Genomic DNA, 21,495 nt, shown 5'->3' with positions numbered 1-21,495 from the left:
GCCGGCCGGTTCCTCGTCGCACCCTCTCCGCGAGCCGGATCGGGCCCGCGTGGCACGAGGCCCGAGTGACGTAACCGGACAGACGCATCGATTTACGCCTCCGCAACGCCGCCCGCCTATCTTCGCATCCGAGCTTGGATCCAAATTCGGATGCAAACAGCGCAGAGCGTGAAGGAGGAGAACGCACATGGTCGAACCGACTGCTCCTGGCATCCACATCGCGGGCCTCGGCAAATCGTTCCGCGTCGGCCGCGGGGAGGTGACCGCCCTCGACGGCGTCGACCTGCAGTCCCGTGCGGGCGAGTTCGTCACCCTGCTCGGCCCCTCGGGCTGCGGGAAGAGCACGATCCTCCGAATCCTCGCGGGTCTCGAACACCAGTCCACCGGGGTCGCCCTCGTCCACGGTGAGACCCCCGCGGACATGCGCCGCCACCACCATCTCGGGATCGCCTTCCAGGAGCCGGCTCTGTTGCCGTGGCGGACGGTGCGCACCAACATCGGCCTCCCGTTCGAGCTGACGCGGCGTCCGACCGACGATGCCCTCGTCGACGACCTGATCGAGCTCGTCGGGTTGACGGGGTTCGAGGACGCCAGGCCCGCGCAGCTGTCGGGCGGGATGCGGCAGCGCGTCGCGATCGCCCGCGCGCTTGTGGTCGAGCCGCGGGTGCTGTTGCTCGACGAGCCCTTCGGTGCCTTGGACGACATGACGCGGCAGAACCTCAACGTCGAGCTCCTGCGCATCTGGACCGAGCGGCCGGCGACCACGCTGATGGTCACGCACGGCATCTCCGAGGCGGTGTTCCTGTCCGACACCGTCGTGGTGATGAGCGCCCGCCCGGGACGGGTCCAGCAGGTGGTGCCGATCGACCTGCCGCGGCCACGGACCCCGGAGCTGCTGCGCACGCCCGAGTTCCACTCCTACGTCGACCGTCTGTCGTCGCTGCTGTTCGGACTCGACACCCCCGGCCAGGACCTGATCGGCGCGGCGACGAGGGAGACCGAGCGATGAGAAGCTGTGCCCTGGGCACCGCCGGGACCATGGCCGTGTTGCTGGTGTGGCAGCTCGTCGGCATGACCGGGCTCCTCGGCCCGGCGATCGCCCCGCCACTGGAGATCGTCGCGGGTATCGTCGACGACGGGGTCGCGTTCTACGCCCTGCACGTCCCGGTGACCCTCGCCTCCGCTGTCGTCGGCTACCTCTGGGGCAACCTGGCAGCGATCGGCTGCGCCGCAGTGGTGATGACCGTCCCGGCCGTCGAACGGTTCGTGCTGCAGATCGGCATCGCGTCGGCGTGCATCCCCCTCGTGGCCATCGCCCCGATCCTCGCCGCGTGCTTCAACGGACCGGTCACCTCGGCCGTGATGGCCGCCGTGTCGGTGTTCTTCACGACGCTGGTCGGCACGATCAACGGCCTGCGCCGGACCGATCCGGCTGCTCTCGACCTGGTCCGCGCCTACGGCGGGGGCCGGTACCTCGTCCTCCGCAAGGTCCAGCTCCGCTCCGCGCTGCCCGGCGTCCTGACCGCGCTGAAGATCGCGGTCCCGGCCGCGCTCCTCGGCACCGTCATCGGCGAGTTCATGGGACAGGAACGCGGTCTCGGAGCAGCCCTGGTCGTGGCGCAGCAGTCCAGCGACGTCGTTCGCACCAGCGGCATCACCCTCGTCACCGGCGTGATCGCCGGTCTCGCCTTCGCCGTCGTCGGCAGGATCGAACGAGCGACGACGCCGTGGGCCCCCAGCACCGCGGGAGCCTCCGCATGACCGCGACCAGCGCCTCCGCGCGCTCCTGGGCCCGGGTCGGCACCGGCGCCCCGACACCCGCACACGGCGCGCCCTGGTCGCCGGTCTCGCCCGGACGACGTCGACGCTGGTCGGAGCGACCGTCGCGATCCTGGTGGTCTGGACGGCCTTCGTCAGCCTCGTCGACGTGAGCCCGTTCGTGGCCAAGACCCCGCTCGACGTCTGGCGCTACCTGTTCACCGACCCCACGGCCGCGGCGAGCCGGGCCGGCATCGGCGCAGCACTCGTCGTCACCCTCGGCGACGCCGCCCTCGGGTTCGGACTCGGTCTGGTCCTCGCGCCGCCGTGACCGTGCTGTTCCACTTCTTCCGCACGGCCGAGAAGATGCTCACGCCCACGATCTCGGCGCTGCATGCCATCCCGATGGTCACCGTCGCACCGATCCTCGTCCTGATCTTCGGACGCGGGCCGATCGGGGTCGCGGTCATCGGCGCCGCCATCGTGTTCGTGCCGGCGATGCTCACGATGCTGCAGGGCATCCGCTCGGCACCCCGGACCGACCTCGACATGTGCGCGGCCTTCGGGGGATCCAGCTGGTCCGCGTTCGCCCGGGTCGCCCTGCCCCACGCCGTGCCGACCTGGTTCGCCGCCGCCCGTGTGGCCGTGACCAGCTCAGTGGTGGGTGCGCTCCTGGCCGAGTGGCTCGCCAGCGGCGAAGGCCTCGGCGGGCAGATGCTCCGCGACGCGAACGAGTTCGAGTTCGCCCGGCTCTGGGCATCGGTCGTCGTCCTCACCGTGGTCTGCGTCCTGATCTACCAGCTCGTCGGTCTGCTCGAGACGTTCGTGACCGCACAGATGGGTGTCACCCGGTGAGCCCCTCCCACCCCATCAGGAATGGATCCCTCATGTCCTCCCAGCTCGGCCGCCGTGCATTCCTCCGTCACGGTCTCACCGTCGGAGGACTGGCCCTCGCCGCTCCCGCCGTCCTCACCGCCTGTGTCTCCGGTGGCGACGGCGACGGCTCCCGCTACGGAATCGCCTCGCAGCGCCTCGCCTGGGTCAAGAACACCCAGTTCGCCGGCAGCTATCTCGCCGACCGCAACGGCTACTACGTGCAGGAAGGCTTCTCCGGCGCCGATCTGGTGTCCGGTGGCCCAACCGCGCCGCCCATCGAGTCGGACGTGCTGAGCCGCACCTTCACCGGGGTGTCCCAGGTCCCCATCGTCGGGTCCGCGGTTGCCAAGGGTGCCCCGCTGAAGATCATCGGCGCGGTCTACGCCCGGAACGCGAACTGCATCATGTCGATGGGAGCCAGCCCGATCGAGACCCCGCAGGACCTCCACGGAAGGACCATCGGCTGCTCCTCGTCGAGCGAACCGGTCTGGCGCAACTTCGTCGCCGCGCTCGGTCTCGACGCCTCACGCATCACCACCGTCCCCGTGCAGGGCGATCCCATCGGGATGACGACCGGGGAGATCGACGGCTACGTCGGGTTCGTCAACAACCAGGTCGTCGACCTGCGGGGCAAGGGTTTCGACATCCACGCGATGCTGCTCGCCGACGTGGGGTTCCCGCTCGTCGGCCAGACCTACATCACCACCCAGGACGTAATCGACAACGACCGGGAGAAGGTCAAGGCCTTCCTGCGCGCCGAGATCCGCGGCTGGAAGGACGTCCTCGCCGACCCTCAGTACGCCACCGACCTGACCGTGAACGACTACGGCCGGACCCTCGGCCTGGACCCGAGGACCACCCTCGAGGCCTGCATCGCCGGCAACGAGCTCATCCGCACCGGCGAGCCCGGCCAGCGCGTCATCGACATCTCCGACGCCACCGTCGAGGCGAACGTGCGGGCCATCGCCGCGGGCGGGCTCGATCTGAGCCCCGACACCCTGTTCGACCTCGGTCCGATCCGCGAGGTCCACCGGGAGGACCCCGCTCTCGCCCTCGCCTGACCCACCCGAGAAGGAGATCAGCACATGTCTGTGACCCACGACCTGGTCGTCACCGGTGGGACCGTCGTCCACCACGACGGCCGCCACCGCCACGACGTCGCCGTGCGCGACGGCCGCATCGTCGCCGTCGGCACCGACCTCGACACCACCGGCGCCACCGTCGTCGATGCCCGCGGCCTGCTCGTGCTGCCCGGCCTGATCGACATGCACGTGCACCTGCGCGAGCCGGGTATGACGGAGAAGGAGGACTTCGCCAGCGGCACCAGTGCCGCCGCCGCCGGGGGCGTCACCACCGTGGTCGACATGCCCAACACCTTCCCGCCCGTCGCGACCGCCCAGCGCTACCGCGACAAGCTCGACCTGGTGCGCGGCAAGGCCTACGTCGACTTCGGGCTGTACGGCATGATCGACCACGACAACGCGGGTGAGATCGCCGGTATGGCCGAGCTCGGCGCCATGGGGCTCAAGCTGTTCATGGGACAGACGACCGGCGACAACCGCTGCCCGGACGACGCCGCCATCTTCCGCGGGCTCGAGGCCGCCGCCGCCGACCTGGTCGTCGGTGTGCACGCCGAGAACGACCACCTCCTACGGCTGTTCGGCGAGCGGCTCCGCGAGTCCGGCCGCACCGACCCCCGCGCCCACCTGGAGTCCCGGCCTGCGTTCATCGAGGTCGAGGCGATCACCAGCATCGTCACCATGGCCACCGAGGCCCGCACCAAGCTGCACATCCACCACCTCTCGACCCGCGCCGGCCTGCAACGGATCGTCGACCTGCGCGCCGAGGGCCACCGCGTCACCGTCGAGAGCCTCGTCTCGCACCTGGTACTCGACGACGGCGCCTACGACACCCACGGCAACCTGGTGAAGCTCAACCCCCCGATCCGGCCCGCCGCCGACGTCGAGGCGCTCTGGGCCGGCATCACCCGCGGCGACATCGACATCATCGCCACCGACCACGCCCCGCACACCGCAGCCGAGCAGGCCGAGACCGACGTGTGGAAGGCCTACGGGGGCTTCATCGGTGTCGAGACGATGCTCCCGCTGCTGCTCACCGCCACCACGCGGGGAGCTCTCGACGTCGAGGACATCGTGCGTCTGTGCGCGTACACTCCGGCCCAGCGCTGGTCGATCCCGCACAAGGGGCAGATCGCCCCCGGCTTCGACGCCGACCTCGTCCTCGTCGACCCGACCGAGGAGAAGCCCCTCGACAGCGCGAGCCTGCACTCCCGGCATCCCGTGACCCCCTACGACGGGTGGGTCCTCACCGGCTCCGTCGTCGCCACCTACCTGCGTGGCGGACTCGTCCACGACCGGGGAGAGGTCGTCGGCCCGCCGAGCGGACGCCAGGTCGTGCCCCGCCGGGGGTCCGGCCTGCGGCCGGTGGACGCCCCGGTCCCCGCCCTGGGCACAATGCTCACCGTGCCGACCCGGGAGCTGGTGTGACGTCCCCGCCGATCACGCTGCTGGGCCACGACGGTGCCGCGACCCTGCGGGCCACCGTCGCGCACTGCCTCGACGAGAGCCCCACGCCCCACCGGCCGCCGGGCCCCGTCACGATCGCCGGTATCGGCACCACCGCACCGCACGCCCTGCAGGGCAGGCTGCTCCTCGACGCCCTCGCGGCCCGCGGACTCGTCGTCTCCGCCACCACCCCCGTCGACGGCCCACAGTCCCTGCTCGCCGCCCCGGGCTGGGATCTCGCCCTCGTACTCAGCCCGTGGAAGCGCGACGTGGCCACGGCGGTAGCTGCACTGAGCCCGTCGGCCGAGGCCACCGGCGTCGTGGACACCGTCGTACGCGGCGGCGCGGGCGAGGCACTGGGGGTCAACACCAACAGCTGGGCCGCCCAGGCCGCGATGGAGACCGTGACCGGCGGGGCCGTCCCCCGGACGGTCCTGGTGCTCGGCTCCGGCGGGTCCACGCACTCGGTCGCGCTGGGAGTGCGGCGGGCATGGCCCGGGACCCGACTCGTCGGCACCGCCCGCCGCCCCGAGGCCCTCACCGGGTGGGCCACACAGTTCGACGCCGAGGTCGTCGCCCCGGCCCGGCTCCGGACGGCGTTCGCGGACGACGCGCCGACCCTGGTCGTCAACACCACCACCTGGGGCGAGACCGACGCCTCCGAGAAGGACCCCTTCGCGTTCCCGTTCGCCGAGCTCCTCGCCCCCGGCAACGCCTTCTTCGACCTCAACAACCGGGTCTCGACGCTGCAGACCGACGCCCTCCGGGCCGGGATGAGCGTGATGTCGGGGACCTTCATGCAGCGCGCCACCAACTCGTGCCGGGCCGCACTCCTCGCCGGGACCACACCATGACCGGCGTGCACCGGAACAGCAGCGCTCCGAGCGCCCGCGAGCGCGTGTACCTCTACCTGCGCCAGCAGATCACCACGGGCGAGTACGGGCCCGGCATCCGCCTCGTCGAGGAGCAGATCGCCGAGGAGCTCGGCGTGAGTCGGACCCCCATCCGCGAAGCACTGCAGCGCCTCACCAGCGAGGGCCTCGTCGAACGGGTCCGTCGGGGCCAGCTCGTCGTCGTCCGGATCGACGACACCGCCCGCGCCGAGCTGCACGAGCTGCGCATCGCCTTCGACCAGGTCGCTGCGAGCCTGCTCACGCAGAAGGTCGACACCGTCGACTGGGAGAGCCTGCACGCGCTGCTCGACCCTCTCGGCCACGCCGCCCGCGAGTACGGCATCGGCAGCCCGCAGTACGCCATCGCCCACCTGGACCTGCACGTCGCGATCAACCGGGCCGCATTCTCCCCGGTCACCTCGGCCTTCCTCGAACGACAGGCCTTCCTCCACCCGACCGACGACTACGTGCAGCAGAGCGGCCACGAACCGGTCGCCCAGCACCGCGACCTGCTCGACGACCTCGCCAGTGGTGACCTCGACAGGGCGCAGACCGCGATGCGCGTCCACGCACTGCGCGGCCACGGCAACACCACGCTCTCCTGAGCGCCCCCGCACCGTCGAAAGGCACCTCCATGTCCGACAGCGTCCGCATGTTCGTCAACGGCCAGGCCATGAGTGGTGGCCCGCTGCACGACGCCCTCGCCGGCGCCCACTTCCTGGGCCCCGTCCGCACCGCCCCCGACTACCGCTTCTTCTCCTTCGACGACGTGTTCCCCGGTATCGCGCCCGTCCCCGACGGTGGCTGGTCGATCCCCGGCGAGGTCTACGAGATCTCCTACACCCAGCTCCGCCGAGACCTGCTACCCCGCGAACCGGCCGAGCTGGAGCTGTCCGTGATCGAGCTGGAGGACGGGACCGGCTCCCTGAGCATGGTCTGCCGCACCCTGCCCGGCGCCACCGACGCCGTCGAGATCACCGCGGCCGGTGGGTGGCGGGAGCACCTCGGCGCCGTGTCCACCGCGCGCTGACCACGATGCTCGTCGCCGGGGCCGATCGCGGCCTGGCCACCCACTACCTGTGGTGCACCCCGGATACCGTCACCACGACCCCGTGGGCGCCGAAGTGCCCCGCCGACGGGGACACGATCGCTTCGAGGAGGCCGTGCTCCGAAGCTGGAGCGACCGGAAGGCCACAATCCGCGTTCAGAAGATTCAGATGCCGGACCGGGCCCCCGACGTGTGGAGCCTCAGCGGGAGGTCTCCGCGTACCCGCCTCCCGAACCCGTCACCCCGGGGTCGGAGCCGCTGGGCTCAGAGCGTGTTTGAGAAGTGTCGGCGTGTCTGCCCTACGCGGGTGTCGACGACGGGCTCAGACTGACCCCCTAGCGTCGGCTTGGGATTGACCCCCTCTGCACGACGCTGAGGGGGTGTTGTCGGTGGAGGACTGGGCCGAGATCCGTCGTCTGCATCGGGCCGAGGGTGTCCCGATCAAGGAGATCGCCCGCCGGCTGGGGGTGGCCCGCAACACGGTGCGCTCCGCGTTGCGGGCGCCGGGCCCGCCGAAGCGGGAACGGGGCCCGCGGGGATCGCTGGCGGATGCGGTCGAGCCGCAGGTGCGGGCATTGCTGGCGCAGTTCCCACGCATGCCGGCCACGGTGATCGCAGAGCGGATCGGGTGGGAGCACTCGCTGACCGTGCTCAAGGACCGGATCCGCCAGATCCGCCCCGAGTATGTCGGGATCGACCCGGTCGACCGGGTCGCCTACGCACCGGGCGAGATCACCCAGTGCGACCTGTGGTTCCCCGAGACCACGATCCCCGTCGGCCCAGGCCAGGAACGGGTCCTACCGGTGCTGGTGATGACGCTGGGCTACTCGCGGTTCTTGTCCGCGACGATGATCCCCTCGCGCCAGGCCGGGGACATCCTGTCCGGGATGTGGCAGCTGATCAGCGACGTCGGGCGGGTGACCCGCACGCTGGTCTGGGACCGGGAGTCTGCGATCGGCGGGACCGGGCGGGTCTCGGCACCGGCCGCTGCGTTCGCCGGCACTCTGGCCACCCGGATCCGGCTTGCCCCACCGCGGGATCCGGAGTTCAAGGGGCTGGTCGAACGCAACAACGGCTACTTCGAGACCTCGTTCCTGCCCGGACGTCGCTTCGCCTCCCCAGCCGACTTCAACCACCAGATCGACGACTGGCTGGCCCGGGCCAACACCCGCACCGTCCGAGCGATCGGCGGCCGCCCGGTGGACGTGCTCGCCCACGACTACGCGGCGATGACTCCGCTGCCGCCGCTGGACCCGCCGATCGGGCTGGCCCAGCGGATCCGGCTGGCACGGGACTACTACGTCCGCGTCGATGCCAACGACTACTCCGTGGATCCGCAGATGATCGGCCGGTTCGTCGATGTCGCCGCCTCACCGCGCGAGGTCGTCGTCTACTGCGCCGGCCAGGTCGTCGCCCGTCACGACCGCAGCTGGGCCCGCCACGCGGTGATCACCGACCCGGCGCACCAGCACACCGCCGCGGCGATGCGCCGCGCCCTGGCCCACGACCGCAACACCCGACAGGCCGCAGCACGCCGTCACCTCGACGGCCACCCGGTGACCCTGCGCGCACTGCCCGACTACGACGCCCTGTTCGGTGTCGACTTCGTCTCCACTGCCGAGGAAGCGAGCAGCTCATGACAACCACACCACCGAAGATCACCACCGACCCCGCTGGGAGCTCGGGGCCGGCCGGTCCGGTGCTGGCCGCGGTCCCCGACGGACTGCCGGCGATGATCGCCTACCTGACCCGGGTCCTGAAGACCCCGACCATCGCGGCCAGCTGGGAACAGCTTGCCGCCCAGGCCCGTGAGGAGAACTGGTCGCACGAGGAGTATCTGGGCGCGCTGCTGCAGCGCCAGGTCGCCGACCGCGAGTCCAAGGGCACGGTCATGCGGATCCGCACCGCGCACTTCCCCCAGGTCAAGACCTTGGAGGACTTCAACCTCGACCATCTGCCCTCGCTGCGCCGCGACATCCTGGCCCACCTGGCCACGAGCACGTTCGTCGCCAAGTGCGAGAACGTGATCCTGCTCGGCCCGCCCGGGATCGGGAAGACCCACCTCGCGATCGGGCTCGGCGTCAAAGCCGCCCACGCCGGCTACTCGGTCCTGTTCGACACCGCCAGCAACTGGATCACCAGACTCGCCGCCGCGCACCAGAGCGGCCGGCTCGAGGCCGAGCTGAAGAAGATCCGCCGCTACAAACTGATCATCATCGACGAGGTCGGCTACATCCCGTTCGACCAGGACGCAGCGAACCTGTTCTTCCAGCTCATCGCTTCCCGCTATGAACAAGGCAGCGTCATGGTCACCAGCAATCTGCCCTTCGGCCGCTGGGGCGAGACCTTCTCCGACGACGTCGTCGCCGCAGCCATGATCGACCGCCTCGTCCACCACGCCGAAGTCCTGACCCTGTCCGGGGACTCCTACCGCACCCGCGCCCGACGCGAGCTCCTGGCCAAACACAACCGCGCCAGCAACGACTGACCATCACCACACCACGCCGGGGGTCAGTTCCAATCCGTCGCTACGGGGTCACTCCCAACCCGCCGTTGACACCTGGCTCCGAACCGCTGGGTCGATCTTCTTGGGCACGACACCCATCCTCTCAGCCTGCTCACAACGGAGCGGCAGAGAAGCCGGGACGGTTCAGGCTGCGGCGATCCGGGTGCGGGAGGTCGATCTCATCCGGCGACGGATCAACGTCGTGGCCTCGGTGACCGAGGTCAACGGCCGGCTCGTCTGGGGATCTCCGAAGACGCACGCCCGGCGGACCGTTCCGGTGCCGCGCTTTCTCGCCGCCGAGCTGGCTCAGCTCGTGAAGGACCGGGCGCCCGATGCGCTGCTGTTCGAGTCCCCGCACGGGAGTGTCCTGCGAGTGCGCAACTTCAGGCGGGCCTTCTTCGACCCTGCCGTCGACCGCGTCGGGCAGGACGGCTTCCACCCACACGAGCTGCGGCACACCGCGGCGTCGCTGGCGATCACGTCGGGAGCGGACGGCAAGGTCGTCCAGATGATGCTGGGGCACAAGACGGCGACGATGACGCTCGACCTCTACGGGCACATGTTCCCGGACCGGCTCGACGACCTCGCCGACCGGATGGACTCGGCGGCATGTGCCCCGGATGTGCCCCACGAGGGGAACGAGAAGAGCTGAGGAGATGTGTTTCTGATGGTGGAGACAAGGGGAATCGAACCCCTAACCCCCGCCTTGCAAAGGCGGTGCTCTGCCAATTGAGCTATGTCCCCTGGTGGGTCCCGACCACGGTACCTCGGGAGGAGGAGTCAGCGGGTGGTGGCCTCGTGCCACAGGTCGTCGGACCCGACACCGCGGAGGCGGGACCAGCCGAAGTACGCGGCACCGGCGGCGACGGCCAGGACGAACAGCTTCTTCATCGCAGGTCTCCTCGCGAGTGAATGTCGGAGGGGGAAGGGGTGGGCCTAGCTGGATTTGAACCAGCGACCTCATCGTTATCAGCGATGCGCTCTAACCAACTGAGCTATAGGCCCGTGCAACAGGAGAAACACTACCGCACGGGGTCGAGCGGGTTACGAGGGGGTCCCCCGCCGCTCGGCCCCGCGCGGAGTGCGCGACGACGCTCCGGTCAGTCCCGTTCGGAGAGCGTGACCTCGATGCCGCCGACCAGGTCGGCGGCCACGTTGTAGACGAACGCGACCACGGTGATGGCCACCGCGAACAGCAGGCTGTTCACCGCACCGACGACGGCCGCGAGTCCGAAGACCCGGCCGACACTGATCAGCGAGCCCCCGGTCTCCTGCTGCGAGGTGACGAGGTCGGCGTAGGTGCCGTTGAGCCGATCCCAGACGCCCATCCCGCCGAGCACGCCGTACAGGACGCCCGCGGCGACCATCCAGACCAGCCACAGCACGACGGCCAGCGCCAGGGCCATCTTGAGCACCGACCACGGGTCGAGCCGCTTGAGCTGCAGCAACGCCTGACGCGGGGGCCGGTTGCGGACCGACGCCCGCGGCGGGTCCGCCGGGCCCGTGCCGTTCTCGCGCAGCTCCGGATCGCGGACCGCGGTCGTCGCGCCGGTGGCCGCACTCGGTCCGGGTGCGGTCATGAAGGCGGTCGGGGCCTCGCTGAGCAGCGAGTCCGCGACGGTGCCGCCGTCGCGGTCGTCATGGGTGTCGGGTACCCGGCGCCACGGGGGCGGCGAGGCCGCGGCCGGCTCGGCCCCGACGTCGTCGCGCGGGCCGGGGACGTGGTCGGCCGCCGCCGTCGACGGGTCGTGGTCGGCGTCGGTGGCGACGGTGCGGGCCTCGTCCTGCGACGGGGTGCGGTCGTCGGTGCTCACGAGTGGGAGCTCTCCTCGCTGGTCGTCGCTCGGTACTACCCCGGCCCCACGGCGTGTGCCGGGTGGCCGGCCCTCACGGGCCGGCCACCCGACGTGGCACTACGCCTGCTGGCCCGGGTCCTCCTCGGTCTCCTCCGCGTTGCGGGCGACGGCCAGCAGCGTGGAGGTCTCGCCCAGGTTCATCAGGCGGACTCCCTTCGTCTGCCGGCCGGCCTTCCGCACCTCGCGGGCGGAGGTCCGGATGACCCCGCCGGTGGAGGTGATCGCGTACAGCTCGTCGTCGATGCCGACGATGAGCGCACCGACCAGCGTGCCACGCCGACGGTCGTACTGGAGGGTCAACACTCCCTTCCCTCCACGGCCCTGAACGGGGTAGTCCTCGATCGGGGTGCGCTTCGCGTAGCCACCGGTGGTGGCGACGAGCAGGTAGGTGTCGGGGCGGATCACGCCGAGGGCCAGCAGCTTGTCGCCCTCGTTGAACCGCATCCCCAGCACGCCGGAGGTCGCGCGGCCCATCGGGCGCAGCGCGTCGTCGGAGGCGGTGAACCGGATGGACTGGCCCTCGGCGGACACGAGGAGCAGATCGTCATCACCCGAACAGAGGACGGCGCCGACCAGCTCGTCGTCGTCGCGCAGGTTGATGCCGATGAGGCCGCCGGCCCGGTTGGAGTCGAAGTCGGTCAGGCGCGACTTCTTCACCAGGCCGTTGCGGGTGGCCAGCACCAGGTACGGCCGCGCCGAGTAGTCCTTGATCTGCATGACCTGGGCGATCTCCTCCTCCGGCTGCAGGGCCAGGAGGTTCGCCAGGTGCTGGCCGCGCGCGGTGCGGTTCGCCTCGGGCAGCTCGTAGGCCTTGAGCCGGTAGACCCGCCCGCGGTTGGTGAAGAACAGCATCCAGTCGTGCGTGGAGCAGACGAAGAAGTGGTTGACGATGTCGTCCTGCTTCAGCTGCGCCCCCTGCACGCCCTTCCCGCCGCGCTTCTGGGCGCGGTACAGGTCGGTCTTCGTGCGCTTGGCGTAGCCGGTGCGGGTGATCGTGACGACGACGTCCTCGACCGCGATCAGGTCCTCGTCGGTGACGTCGCCGTCGAAGCCGACGATCCGGGTGCGGCGGTCGTCGCCGTGGGCCTCGACGAGCTCGGCTAGCTCGTCGCGCACGATCTGCCGCTGCCGCTCGGGCCGGGCCAGGATGTCCTGGTAGTCGGCGATCTCGCGCTCGATCTCGGCCAGCTCGTCGACGATCTTCTGGCGCTCCAGCGCGGCGAGCCGTCGCAGCTGCATGTCCAGGATCGCCTGGGCCTGGATGTCGTCGACGTCGAGCAGGTCGATCAGGCCGGCCTTGGCGACGTCGACCGTGGCCGACGCCCGGATCAGCGCGATGACCTCGTCGAGCGCGTCGAGCGCCTTGACCAGACCACGCAGGATGTGGGCCCGCTCCTCGGCCTTGCGCAGCCGGTAGCGGGTCCGCCGGACGATGACCTCGATCTGGTGCCGGACGTAGTGCCGGATCATCTGGTCGAGGCGCAGGGTGCGCGGCACGCCGTCGACGATCGACAGCATGTTCACACCGAAGCTGTGCTGCAGCTGGGTGTGCTTGTACAGGTTGTTCAGCACGACCTTGGCGACGGCGTCGCGCTTGAGCGTGACGACGATCCGCATGCCGATGCGGTCGGAGGACTCGTCGACGATCTCGGAGATCCCGGCGATCTTGCCGTCGCGCACCATGGCCGCGATCGACTCGATGAGGTTGTCCGGGTTCACGAGGTAGGGCAGCTCGGTGACCACCAGGGTGGTGCGGCCCTTGGTGTCCTCCTCGACCTCGACGACGGCGCGCATCCGCACCGAGCCGCGCCCGGTCCGGTAGGCCGACTCGATGCCGTCGCGACCGACGATGAGGCCGTAGGTCGGGAAGTCCGGCCCCTTGATCCGCTCCATCGCCGCTTCGAGGAGCTCGTCGTCGGTGGCGTCCGGGTTCTCCAGGCACCAGGCGACGCCGGCGCCGACCTCGCGCAGGTTGTGCGGCGGGATGTTGGTCGCCATGCCGACCGCGATGCCGGAGCTGCCGTTGATGAGCAGGTTCGGCACCCGCGACGGCAGGACGACCGGCTCCTGGGTCTTGCCGTCGTAGTTGTCCAGGAAGTCGACGGTCTCCTCGTCGATGTCCTGGAGCATCGCCATCGCCAGCGGCGAGAGCCGGCACTCGGTGTACCGCATGGCCGCGGCCGGGTCGTTGCCGCGCGAGCCGAAGTTGCCCTGCCCCTGGATCAGCGGGTAGCGCATCGACCAGGGCTGGGCCAGCCGCACGAGGGCGTCGTAGATCGCCGAGTCGCCGTGCGGGTGGTAGTTGCCCATCACGTCGCCGACGACGCGGGCGCACTTGACCGGGGCACGGTCGGGCCGGAAGCCGTTCTCCCCCATCGAGTAGAGGACGCGGCGGTGGACCGGCTTGAGCCCGTCCTCCACCAGCGGCAGCGCCCGCCCGACGATCACGCTCATCGCGTAGTCGATGTACGAGCGCTGCATCTCCTGCTGGATGTCGACCGGTTCGACCCGGCCCCCACCCTCTCCGCCGCCGCCCGTGGGTGCGGCGGGGTCGATCGTGTCCGTCACGAAGTCTCCTCGTGCGTGTTCATACGTTCGTCTGGATCAGATGTGTGGATCAGACGTCCAGGAAGCGCACGTCCTTGGCGTTGCGGGTGATGAAGGAGCGGCGGGACTCGACGTCCTCACCCATCAGCACCGAGAACAGCTCGTCGGCGGTGGCGGCGTCGTCAAGGCTCACCTGGAGCAGCAGCCGGTTCGTCGGGTCCATGGTGGTCTCCCACAGCTCCTTGGCGTCCATCTCGCCGAGACCCTTGTAGCGCTGCACGCCCTGGTCCTTGGGGAGCTTCTTGCCCGCGGCACGGCCGGCCTCGATCAGGCCGTCGCGCTCGCGGTCGGTGTAGGCGTACTCCGGCTCGGCCCCGCGACCGGCCCACTTGAGCTTGTACAGCGGCGGCTGCGCCAGGAACACGTGCCCGTTCTCGATCAGCGGGCGCATGAAGCGGAACAGCAGCGTGAGCAGCAGCGTGCGGATGTGCTGGCCGTCGACGTCGGCGTCGGCCATCAGCACGAGCTTGTGGTAGCGCAGCTTCGACAGGTCGAAGTCGTCGTGGATGCCGGTGCCCATCGCGGTGATGATCGACTGGACCTCGGTGTTCTTGAGGACGCGGTCGATCCGGGCCTTCTCGACGTTGATGATCTTGCCGCGGATCGGCAGGATCGCCTGGTGCATCGAGTCGCGGCCGGCCTTCGCCGAGCCGCCGGCGGAGTCACCCTCCACGATGTAGAGCTCGCAGCTCTCCGGGTCGCGGGAGCGGCAGTCCGACAGCTTGCCGGGCAGGCCGCCGATGTCGCCGGCGCTCTTGCGGCGCACGAGCTCGCGGGCACGACGCGCGGCCAGGCGGGCCTGGGCCGAGGAGACCGCCTTGGTGACGATCGTCTTGGCCTCGGTGGGGTTGCGCTCGAACCAGTCGGCGAGCCACTCGTTCGACACGCGCTGGACGAACGACTTGACCTCGGTGTTGCCGAGCTTGGTCTTGGTCTGGCCCTCGAACTGCGGCTCGGAGACCTTGACCGAGACGATCGCGGCGAGGCCCTCGCGGATGTCGTCGCCGGACAGCGCCGGGTCCTTCTCCTTGATGAGCTTCTTGTCGCGCGCGTACTTGTTGACCGTGGCGGTCAGCGCGTGGCGGAAGCCCTCCTCGTGGGTGCCGCCCTCGTGCGTGTTGATCGTGTTCGCGAAGGTGTAGACCGACTCGGAGTATCCCGAGTTCCACTGCATCGCGACCTCGACCTGGTGGCCAGGGCCCTCGCCGGTGTAGCTGACGATCTTGCGGTGGATCGGGTCCTTGGACTTGTTCAGGTGCGCGACGAAGTCCTCCAGCCCGTTCGGGTAGTGGAAGACGTACTCCTTGGGCTTGGCGACGTAGCCCTCGGCGTCGGGCTCGGAGTCGGTGTCGATCTCCGGGACCGGTGCCTCGACCGGGTTCCCGTCCTCGTCGACCGCGTCCGACGACGGCACGCCCGCCGGCTTCTCCGGCCTGCGCTCGTCGCGTAGGACCATGGTGAGGCCCTTGTTCAGGAACGTCTGCTCCTGCAGCCGGCGACGGATCGTCTCCAGCGTGTAGGTGGTCGTCTCGAAGATCTTCGGGTCGGCCCAGTAGGTGATCGTGGTGCCGGTGTCGGACTTCTTCGTGGTGCCGGCCTCGACGAGCTCGCCGGGCACGGCGTACTCGTAGTGCTGGCGCCAGATCTTGCCGTCCCGGCGGACCTCGACGTCGAGCGCGGTGGACAGCGCGTTCACGACCGAGACGCCGACGCCGTGCAGACCACCGGACACGGCGTAGGACTTGTCGTCGAACTTGCCGCCCGCGTGCAGGCTGGTGAGGACGACCTCGAGGGTCGGCTTCTTCTCCACCGGGTGCATCTCGACGGGGATGCCACGACCGTCGTCCTCGACGCGGATGCCGCCGTCGGCCTGCAGGGTCACGACGACCTTCGTGGCGTGACCGGCCATCGCCTCGTCGACCGAGTTGTCCACCACCTCCCAGATCAGGTGGTGCAGGCCCCGCTCACCGGTCGAGCCGATGTACATGCCGGGCCGCTTGCGGACCGCCTCCAGGCCCTTGAGGACCGTGATGGACGACGCGCCGTAGGCGTTGTTCGCTGCCTTGTCGGAAGCCACGGGTAGCTGCTTCTCCTCGCCACGTGAACCACCCGCGCGACGCGCGCACCACCGGTGCGACGACGACGGAGCGGTTCCACCGACCGGGCGCTCTGGTCATGTCATTGGGGAGCCACCCGGGGAACACCTGTCGATCCTACCCGGCGGAACGCCCGGGAAGGCGGATAGGACCCGCCCAGAAGCGCCACAGACGGGCGAACGGCGTCCGGTACGGGGTCGAACGTGCCCCTGTGGGACCGAGCGGACCGGCGGCCGTGTCATCTCGCGCTCACCGCCGACGAGAGCGGCCCGTGCACTCCGGTGCAGCTCCCACCCGATCCGGGCCCCCGTACGCGCCCCTGGCGTCGTGACGCGTCCGCAACGTGAGCGACCGGGCTCGCACCACCCGGTCGGCGGTCCGTGTGCGGGTGGAGCGAGGCTCAGCCGTAGGTGTCGCGAGGGCCGCGACCGCGGACGTGCCGCGGACCGTGCCGCCAGCTCGGGCCGCTCGGCCCGACCACCCGGATCCGTCGCACGACGTCCGGCCCGACCGCGGCCGCGAGCCGGGTCAGCAGCTGACGCTGCAGTGTCCGCAGCTGGGTGGCCCACGCCGTCGACTCGGCCTGCAGGGTCAGCTCGCCGTCGCGCAGCGAGACCGGTGTGCAGTGGTCGGCGACGTCCGGTCCGACCAGCTGCGGCCACCGGCCGAGCACGGTCGCGTCGGTCAGCCGGTTCGACCAGCCGCGGTCCACCGACACCCGCGACACCAGGCGTCCGAACGGCTGCGGGTCCCGGTCGTCGGGCCCCGCCCCCGACCAGCGACGGCGACGCCCCCGCCCGGAGACCACGCGCAGCTTGGGCCGGTCGGCCTGGGCCCGCTCCTCGGCCTTGCGGGCCGACGCCTCACGGGCCGCGCGCAACGCCTCGCGGGCGAGGTCGGCACCGCGCAGGTTCGCGCGGTCACCGGCGAGCAGGTCCCCCTGCTCTCCCGGGACACCCGCGCCCGGGACGTCCGCGCCCGTGACCGCGTCGTGACCCGGTCCGGTGTCGCGTCCGTCCCCAGGGGCGGTGCCGTCGGTGCCCGTTCCCCGACGCCCTGTCCTCCGGTTTCCGGTTCCGGAACGGCGTCCGTCCCCCGATTCGCCTGAGTTATCCACAGTATCCACAGCCTTGTCCCCAGAATGCCGTGACGCGTTCGAGACCTGTCGGGGCGATCATGCGGGCACCTCGCCGTCGCGGCTCACCCTCCGGTCGCCGACGGCGAACCGGGCCCCGTCGAGCTCCGCGGGCACGTCCTCGGCCACCGCGGCGGTCACCAGTACCTGCTCCGCGTCGGCCACGAGATCGGCCAGCGCGCGGCGCCGGGCCGAGTCCAGCTCGGCGAAGACGTCGTCCAGCACGAGGACCGGCTCGACGTCGTCGGCGTGCAGCAGACGGTAGGACGCCAGCCGCAGCGCCAGCGCGAACGCCCAGGACTCGCCGTGGCTGGCGTAACCCTTCGCCGGTCCCTCGCCCAGGGCGAGGTCCAGCTCGTCGCGGTGCGGGCCGACCAGGCAGACCCCGCGTTCGATCTCCTGGGACCGCACCTGCGCCAGCCGGTCGAGCAGCAGCGTCTCCAGTTCCCCGGTCGAGGACGGCAGCTCCGCCACCCCCGCCGTCCCGAGGCTGGACCGGTAGTCCAGGCCGATCGGGTCCGACGACGGCGCGATCGCCGCGAACGCCTCCCGGGCGTAGGGCGCCAGCGCGACGACGAGCTCGCGCCGCCCGGCCAGCAGTGCCGCGCCGGTGCGGGCGAGGTGCCCGTCCCAGACCTCCAGCGTCGCCAGGTCGTCGGGCAGGTCCGGATCCGCGGCGACCGGCGACCGGGACCGGCCGCGGGCCCCGCGCAGTGCGGGCTTGGCGGACTTCAGCAGGGCCGAGCGCTGGCGCAGGACCTTGTCGTAGTCGGCGCGGACGCCGGCGTAGCGCGGGAACCGCGCGACGAGCAGCTCGTCGAGGAAGCGCCTGCGCTCCGACGGGTCGCCCCGCACGAGCGCCAGGTCCTCCGGCGCGAACAGCACGCTGCGCAGGATCCCCAGGACCTCGCGCGGCCGCGAGACCGGTGAGCGGTTGACCCGTGCCCGGTTCTGCTTCCCGTTGTTGATCTCCAGCTCGACGCCGAGCTTCCGGCCGTGGTGGTGCACCTCGCCGCGGACGACGGCCTGCTCGGCCCCGCGCCGGATCAGCGGCGCGTCGGAGGACACCCGGTGCGAGCCGAGGGTGGCGAGGTAGCCGATCCCCTCGACCAGGTTGGTCTTGCCGACGCCGTTGGCCCCGACCAGCACGGTCACACCGGGGTCGAGCTCCAGCTCGGCCTCCGGCCAGGACCGGAAGTCGGTGACCGAGAACCGCCTGAGGTACACCGCCTGGTCACCCTTCCCGTCCGGCTCGGCGCCGGTTCACTGCTGCGTCGAACCGCCGCCGGACGACGGTCCCGCCTTGTCACCCGGGGACCCGGCGGGCCCGGACTTCTTCACCGCGTGCCCGCCGAACTGCTGGCGCAGCGCGGCGACGGCCTTCATCGCCGGCGACTCGGCCTGCCGGGAGGAGAACCGGGCGAACAGGGCCGCGGAGATGACCGGCAGCGGCACCGCGTGCGCGATGGCCTCCTCGATCATCCAACGACCCTCCCCGGAGTCGTCCACGTACCCCTCGAGCTGCTCGAGGCGCGGGTCGTCCTTGAGCGCGTCGACCAGCAGGTCGAGCAGCCAGGAGCGGACGACCGTGCCGCGCGACCAGGCCTGGATCACCCCGGGTACGTCGGTGATCAGCTCGCTGGCCTCCATGAGCTCGAAGCCCTCGGCGTAGGCCTGCATGAGGCCGTACTCGATCCCGTTGTGGACCATCTTCGCGAAGTGGCCCGCGCCGACCGGACCGGCGTGCGCGAAGCCCTCCTCGCGCACACCCTCCGGACGCAGCGCGTCGAAGATCGGCATGGCACGCGCGATGTGCTCCGGCTCGCCACCGGCCATCAGGCCGTAGCCGTTGTCCTTGCCCCAGATCCCGCCGGAGACGCCGCAGTCGATGTAGCCGATGCCGTGCGCGTCGAGCAGGGCGGCGTTGGGCTGGTCGTCGGTGTAGCGGGAGTTGCCGCCGTCGATGACCAGGTCACCGGCCTCCAGCGTGGTCGCCAGCGTGGCGACGGTGTTCCGGGTCGGCTCGCCGGAGGGAACCATGACCCACACGACGCGCGGTGCGGCCAGCGCACCCGCGAGTTCGGCGAGCGAGGCCACGTCGCTGACCTCCGGGCGGGGGTCGTAGCCGACCACCTCGTGCCCGGCGGCCCGCAGCCGCTCCCGCATGTTGCCGCCCATGCGGCCGAGTCCGATCATGCCGATCTGCACGGCAGAGGCCCCCTTCACGTCCGTGCCGCCGGCATGCCCACAGGGCACCGGTGGCCCTCGTCGATCACACCGGGGAGGAGTCTTCCCCCTCGCCGGGACGTCCGCCCGGCGGGGGTCGGCCCCGGCGGACCGACCGGTCGGGGTCAGCCCGGCAGCCGCACCGGCATCAGCAGGTGCAGGTAGCCCGACTTCTCCGGCGACGGGGCCTCGCCCGCGTCGTCGGTGGCGGGCTTGGGCACCGGGCGGACCAGTGCGGGCCGGTTCGGTGTGGTGAACGTCAGCTGCGCGCGGTCGGTGTGCAGCGCGCCGAGCGCGTCGAGCAGGTAGCCCGGGTTGAACGCGATCGTCAGCGGGCTGCCGTCGAGCGCGCAGGGAAGCTCCTCCTCGGCGGACCCGACGTCGTCGCCGCCGGCGGCCAGCCGCAGGCCGTCTTCGCCGAACTCCATCCGGATCTGGGCGACCCGGTCCGCGACGAGCGAGACACGCTTGATCCCCTCGACCAGCAGCGCGACGTCGAGCTCGACCGCGGTGGTGTGCTCGGCCGGGATCAGCTGGCGGAAGCGGGGGAACTCGGCGTCGAGCAGCCGGCTGGTGGAGCGACGGCCGCCACCGGTGAGGCCGAGCATCCCGTCCCCGGCCGACAGCGCGATCTCCACTGTGCCGGACCCGGCGAGGGTCTTGGCGACCTCGGCGAGGGTCTTGGCCGGGATCAGCACCGCGGTCGAGATCGAGGCGTCCGCCGGGGACCACTCGAGCTCGCGGACGGCGAGCCGGAACCGGTCGGTGGCCGCGAGCGTCAGCTGCGAGCCCTCGATCTCGAGCCGGATGCCGGTCAGCATCGGCAGCGTGTCGTCCCGGCCGGATGCGACGGCGACCTGGGCGACGGCGGCGGCCAGCGCGTCGGCGGCGACCGACCCGGCGCGCTGCGGCATGTCGGGCAGCTGCGGGTAGTCCTCGACCGGCATCGTCGGGAGGCTGAACCGGGAGTTGCCGCAGTTGATCGTGGCGCGGGAGCCATCGACGGTCAGGTCGACCGGCTTGGACGGCAGCGCGCGGGTGATGTCGGCCAGCAGCCGCCCGGAGACGAGCGTGCGGCCCGGCTCCCCGACCGTCGCGTCGAGCTCGACGCGGGCCGAGGTCTCGTAGTCGAAGCCGGAGACCGTCAGCTTCTCGCCGGACTCGCCGTCGGACTGGATGAGGACCCCGCCGAGCACGGGCACCGGCGGACGAGCCGGGAGGCTGCGCGCCACCCAGGCAGCCGCATCCGCGAGGACGTCGCGTTCGACCCGGAACTTCATCTGGAGACCTTCCCCGGTAGCGCCCGACTCCGACCACGGCGCGGGGCCGGGTCGTCGACGGGACGGCGGTGCTGCGGCGGACCGGTTCGGCCTCCGGGTCCGGCCGGCCCCGTGGCCCTGAGGGGCTGCGGAGCGGAGTGGCCGGGACGGGATCGGAAGCCGGGGTTCGCCGGGACGCTCACGGTAGAGCCTCGCCCCGACAGTTTCCACGCCACCCCGGTGCCCGTCGGTGTCCCCGTCCGTGACCCCCGTCCGGGGGTCGGTCCACACAGGTGTTCTTGGGAAGAAGAGATAGAGAGAGAACAACCGCAGTAGTACTAAGTCCTGTGCACAGTGTGGATGGAGCGCATCCGTGCTGGTCAGCAGGCCGCGTCGGCTGGGGACGCGGGGGTGGGGGCACCCGTTGACAGGTCCGTGGAGCGGTGGACCGACCGCGTCGACGCCCATCCGTCCCCGGTTCATCCCGGGTTCACCACAGAGTTGTCCACGGATCCCGGGCCATCCGTCCACGGGCCGGAGACGATCCATCCACAGAGTTGTCCCCAGATGTGGGTGAAAACGTGGTGGATCGTGGACCCTGGGTGACCGGGGGCACAGACAGTTCGGCACTCCCGCGTTGCGCGAAGAACCCACAGACGTCTCACCCGTCACAGGGTTGTCGACGCAGCGTGACCGGCGGGTGAGCGCAA

The 21,495-nt window shown here is 71.0% G+C and carries 20 protein-coding genes and 2 tRNA genes; 12 read left to right on the top strand and 10 right to left on the bottom strand.

The features are described from left to right. Positions 1-187: 187 nt before the first annotated feature. The 12 genes from XF36_RS25645 (at position 188) to XF36_RS25590 (ending at position 10,258) form a co-directional block, all read left to right on the top strand. The gene (locus tag XF36_RS25645; RefSeq protein ID WP_060713942.1) at positions 188-1,009 is read left to right on the top strand and encodes an ABC transporter ATP-binding protein; all 822 of its coding nucleotides are present in this window, start codon (positions 188-190) and stop codon (positions 1,007-1,009) included. Between the two features lie 29 nt (positions 1,010-1,038). After that, positions 1,039-1,761 carry an ABC transporter permease gene (locus tag XF36_RS25640; RefSeq protein ID WP_060713941.1) on the top strand — a complete coding sequence of 241 codons (723 nt, stop codon included), beginning with the start codon at positions 1,039-1,041 and terminating at the stop codon, positions 1,759-1,761. Positions 1,762-1,894: 133 nt separating this feature from the next. Next, positions 1,895-2,089, top strand: coding sequence for a hypothetical protein (locus XF36_RS30930; RefSeq protein WP_060713940.1), 195 nt, complete (start codon positions 1,895-1,897; stop codon positions 2,087-2,089). Then, on the top strand, positions 2,086-2,613 hold the full coding sequence (locus XF36_RS25630; RefSeq protein WP_060713939.1) for an ABC transporter permease: 528 nt from the start codon (positions 2,086-2,088) through the stop codon (positions 2,611-2,613). Before XF36_RS30930 ends, XF36_RS25630 begins: the two co-directional genes overlap by 4 nt. Before the next feature lie 32 nt (positions 2,614-2,645). Further along, positions 2,646-3,695, top strand: a complete 1,050-nt coding sequence (locus XF36_RS25625; protein WP_060713938.1) for an ABC transporter substrate-binding protein — start codon at positions 2,646-2,648, stop codon at positions 3,693-3,695. Positions 3,696-3,719: 24 nt separating this feature from the next. Next, positions 3,720-5,141 (top strand): allantoinase AllB, encoded by a 1,422-nt coding sequence (gene allB / locus XF36_RS25620; protein ID WP_082375652.1) that lies wholly within the window; start codon positions 3,720-3,722, stop codon positions 5,139-5,141. Further along, the gene (locus tag XF36_RS25615) at positions 5,138-6,013 is read left to right on the top strand and encodes a hypothetical protein (protein WP_060713937.1); all 876 of its coding nucleotides are present in this window, start codon (positions 5,138-5,140) and stop codon (positions 6,011-6,013) included. The genes allB and XF36_RS25615 overlap by 4 nt, the downstream gene beginning before the upstream one ends. A gap of 5 nt (positions 6,014-6,018) precedes the next feature. Beyond that, positions 6,019-6,657: a GntR family transcriptional regulator gene (locus XF36_RS25610; RefSeq protein WP_202968447.1), complete on the top strand. Its 639-nt coding sequence runs from the start codon at positions 6,019-6,021 to the stop codon at positions 6,655-6,657. Between the two features lie 29 nt (positions 6,658-6,686). Continuing rightward, a complete protein-coding gene (locus tag XF36_RS25605; RefSeq protein WP_060713935.1) occupies positions 6,687-7,082 on the top strand; it encodes an allophanate hydrolase-related protein in 396 nt (131 codons plus the stop codon). A gap of 398 nt (positions 7,083-7,480) precedes the next feature. After that, positions 7,481-8,740, top strand: a complete 1,260-nt coding sequence (gene istA / locus XF36_RS25600) for an IS21 family transposase (protein ID WP_145981219.1) — start codon at positions 7,481-7,483, stop codon at positions 8,738-8,740. Further along, a complete protein-coding gene (istB, locus tag XF36_RS25595; RefSeq protein ID WP_060713594.1) occupies positions 8,737-9,588 on the top strand; it encodes an IS21-like element helper ATPase IstB in 852 nt (283 codons plus the stop codon). Before istA ends, istB begins: the two co-directional genes overlap by 4 nt. Positions 9,589-9,769: 181 nt before the next feature. Continuing rightward, positions 9,770-10,258: a site-specific integrase gene (locus XF36_RS25590; RefSeq protein WP_238589016.1), complete on the top strand. Its 489-nt coding sequence runs from the start codon at positions 9,770-9,772 to the stop codon at positions 10,256-10,258. A gap of 16 nt (positions 10,259-10,274) precedes the next feature. On the opposite strand, the gene XF36_RS25585 is transcribed toward XF36_RS25590, so the two are convergent. The 10 genes from XF36_RS25585 to dnaN all read right to left on the bottom strand — a co-directional run bounded on the left by XF36_RS25585 (position 10,275) and on the right by dnaN (position 20,806). Continuing rightward, a tRNA-Ala gene (locus XF36_RS25585) sits at positions 10,275-10,350 on the bottom strand. Positions 10,351-10,386: 36 nt separating this feature from the next. Further along, positions 10,387-10,497, bottom strand: a complete 111-nt coding sequence (locus XF36_RS34580; RefSeq protein WP_020628481.1) for a DLW-39 family protein — start codon at positions 10,495-10,497, stop codon at positions 10,387-10,389. A gap of 40 nt (positions 10,498-10,537) precedes the next feature. Beyond that, positions 10,538-10,611: transfer RNA gene (locus XF36_RS25580), tRNA-Ile, on the bottom strand. Positions 10,612-10,706: 95 nt separating this feature from the next. Further along, positions 10,707-11,420, bottom strand: coding sequence for a DUF3566 domain-containing protein (locus XF36_RS25575; RefSeq protein WP_060713934.1), 714 nt, complete (start codon positions 11,418-11,420; stop codon positions 10,707-10,709). A 99-nt stretch (positions 11,421-11,519) separates the two neighbouring features. Beyond that, positions 11,520-13,943 carry a DNA gyrase subunit A gene (gene gyrA / locus XF36_RS25570; protein ID WP_060714976.1) on the bottom strand — a complete coding sequence of 808 codons (2,424 nt, stop codon included), beginning with the start codon at positions 13,941-13,943 and terminating at the stop codon, positions 11,520-11,522. Between the two features lie 136 nt (positions 13,944-14,079). Then, positions 14,080-16,146 (bottom strand): DNA topoisomerase (ATP-hydrolyzing) subunit B, encoded by a 2,067-nt coding sequence (gene gyrB, locus XF36_RS25565; protein ID WP_060713933.1) that lies wholly within the window; start codon positions 16,144-16,146, stop codon positions 14,080-14,082. Between the two features lie 419 nt (positions 16,147-16,565). Continuing rightward, on the bottom strand, positions 16,566-17,282 hold the full coding sequence (locus XF36_RS25560) for a DUF721 domain-containing protein (RefSeq protein ID WP_349675519.1): 717 nt from the start codon (positions 17,280-17,282) through the stop codon (positions 16,566-16,568). Between the two features lie 57 nt (positions 17,283-17,339). After that, positions 17,340-18,527: a DNA replication/repair protein RecF gene (recF, locus tag XF36_RS25555; RefSeq protein ID WP_060713932.1), complete on the bottom strand. Its 1,188-nt coding sequence runs from the start codon at positions 18,525-18,527 to the stop codon at positions 17,340-17,342. A gap of 36 nt (positions 18,528-18,563) precedes the next feature. Next, positions 18,564-19,496: a phosphogluconate dehydrogenase (NAD(+)-dependent, decarboxylating) gene (gene gnd / locus XF36_RS25550; protein ID WP_238589372.1), complete on the bottom strand. Its 933-nt coding sequence runs from the start codon at positions 19,494-19,496 to the stop codon at positions 18,564-18,566. A gap of 155 nt (positions 19,497-19,651) precedes the next feature. Continuing rightward, positions 19,652-20,806, bottom strand: a complete 1,155-nt coding sequence (gene dnaN / locus XF36_RS25545; RefSeq protein ID WP_060713930.1) for a DNA polymerase III subunit beta — start codon at positions 20,804-20,806, stop codon at positions 19,652-19,654. Between the last annotated feature and the right edge of the window lie 689 nt (positions 20,807-21,495).

This window comes from Pseudonocardia sp. HH130629-09, from assembly GCF_001294645.1.
Taxonomy (GTDB): Bacteria; Actinomycetota; Actinomycetes; order Mycobacteriales; family Pseudonocardiaceae; genus Pseudonocardia.
This window is presented reverse-complemented; position numbering and strand designations above follow the sequence as displayed.

Excerpts from the sequence above, each read along its gene's own strand:
- XF36_RS25645 (WP_060713942.1), top strand. The coding sequence starts at position 188 with ATGGTCGAACCGACTGCTCCTGGCATCCACATCGCGGGCCTCGGCAAA.
- XF36_RS25640 (WP_060713941.1), top strand. The coding sequence starts at position 1,039 with ATGGCCGTGTTGCTGGTGTGGCAGCTCGTCGGCATGACCGGGCTCCTC.
- XF36_RS25625 (WP_060713938.1), top strand. The coding sequence starts at position 2,646 with ATGTCCTCCCAGCTCGGCCGCCGTGCATTCCTCCGTCACGGTCTCACC.
- allB (WP_082375652.1), top strand. The coding sequence starts at position 3,720 with ATGTCTGTGACCCACGACCTGGTCGTCACCGGTGGGACCGTCGTCCAC.
- XF36_RS25605 (WP_060713935.1), top strand. The coding sequence starts at position 6,687 with ATGTCCGACAGCGTCCGCATGTTCGTCAACGGCCAGGCCATGAGTGGT.
- istB (WP_060713594.1), top strand. The coding sequence starts at position 8,737 with ATGACAACCACACCACCGAAGATCACCACCGACCCCGCTGGGAGCTCG.
- XF36_RS34580 (WP_020628481.1), bottom strand. The coding sequence starts at position 10,497 with ATGAAGAAGCTGTTCGTCCTGGCCGTCGCCGCCGGTGCCGCGTACTTC.
- gyrA (WP_060714976.1), bottom strand. The coding sequence starts at position 13,943 with ATGCAGCGCTCGTACATCGACTACGCGATGAGCGTGATCGTCGGGCGG.
- gnd (WP_238589372.1), bottom strand. The coding sequence starts at position 19,496 with ATGATCGGACTCGGCCGCATGGGCGGCAACATGCGGGAGCGGCTGCGG.
- dnaN (WP_060713930.1), bottom strand. The coding sequence starts at position 20,806 with ATGAAGTTCCGGGTCGAACGCGACGTCCTCGCGGATGCGGCTGCCTGG.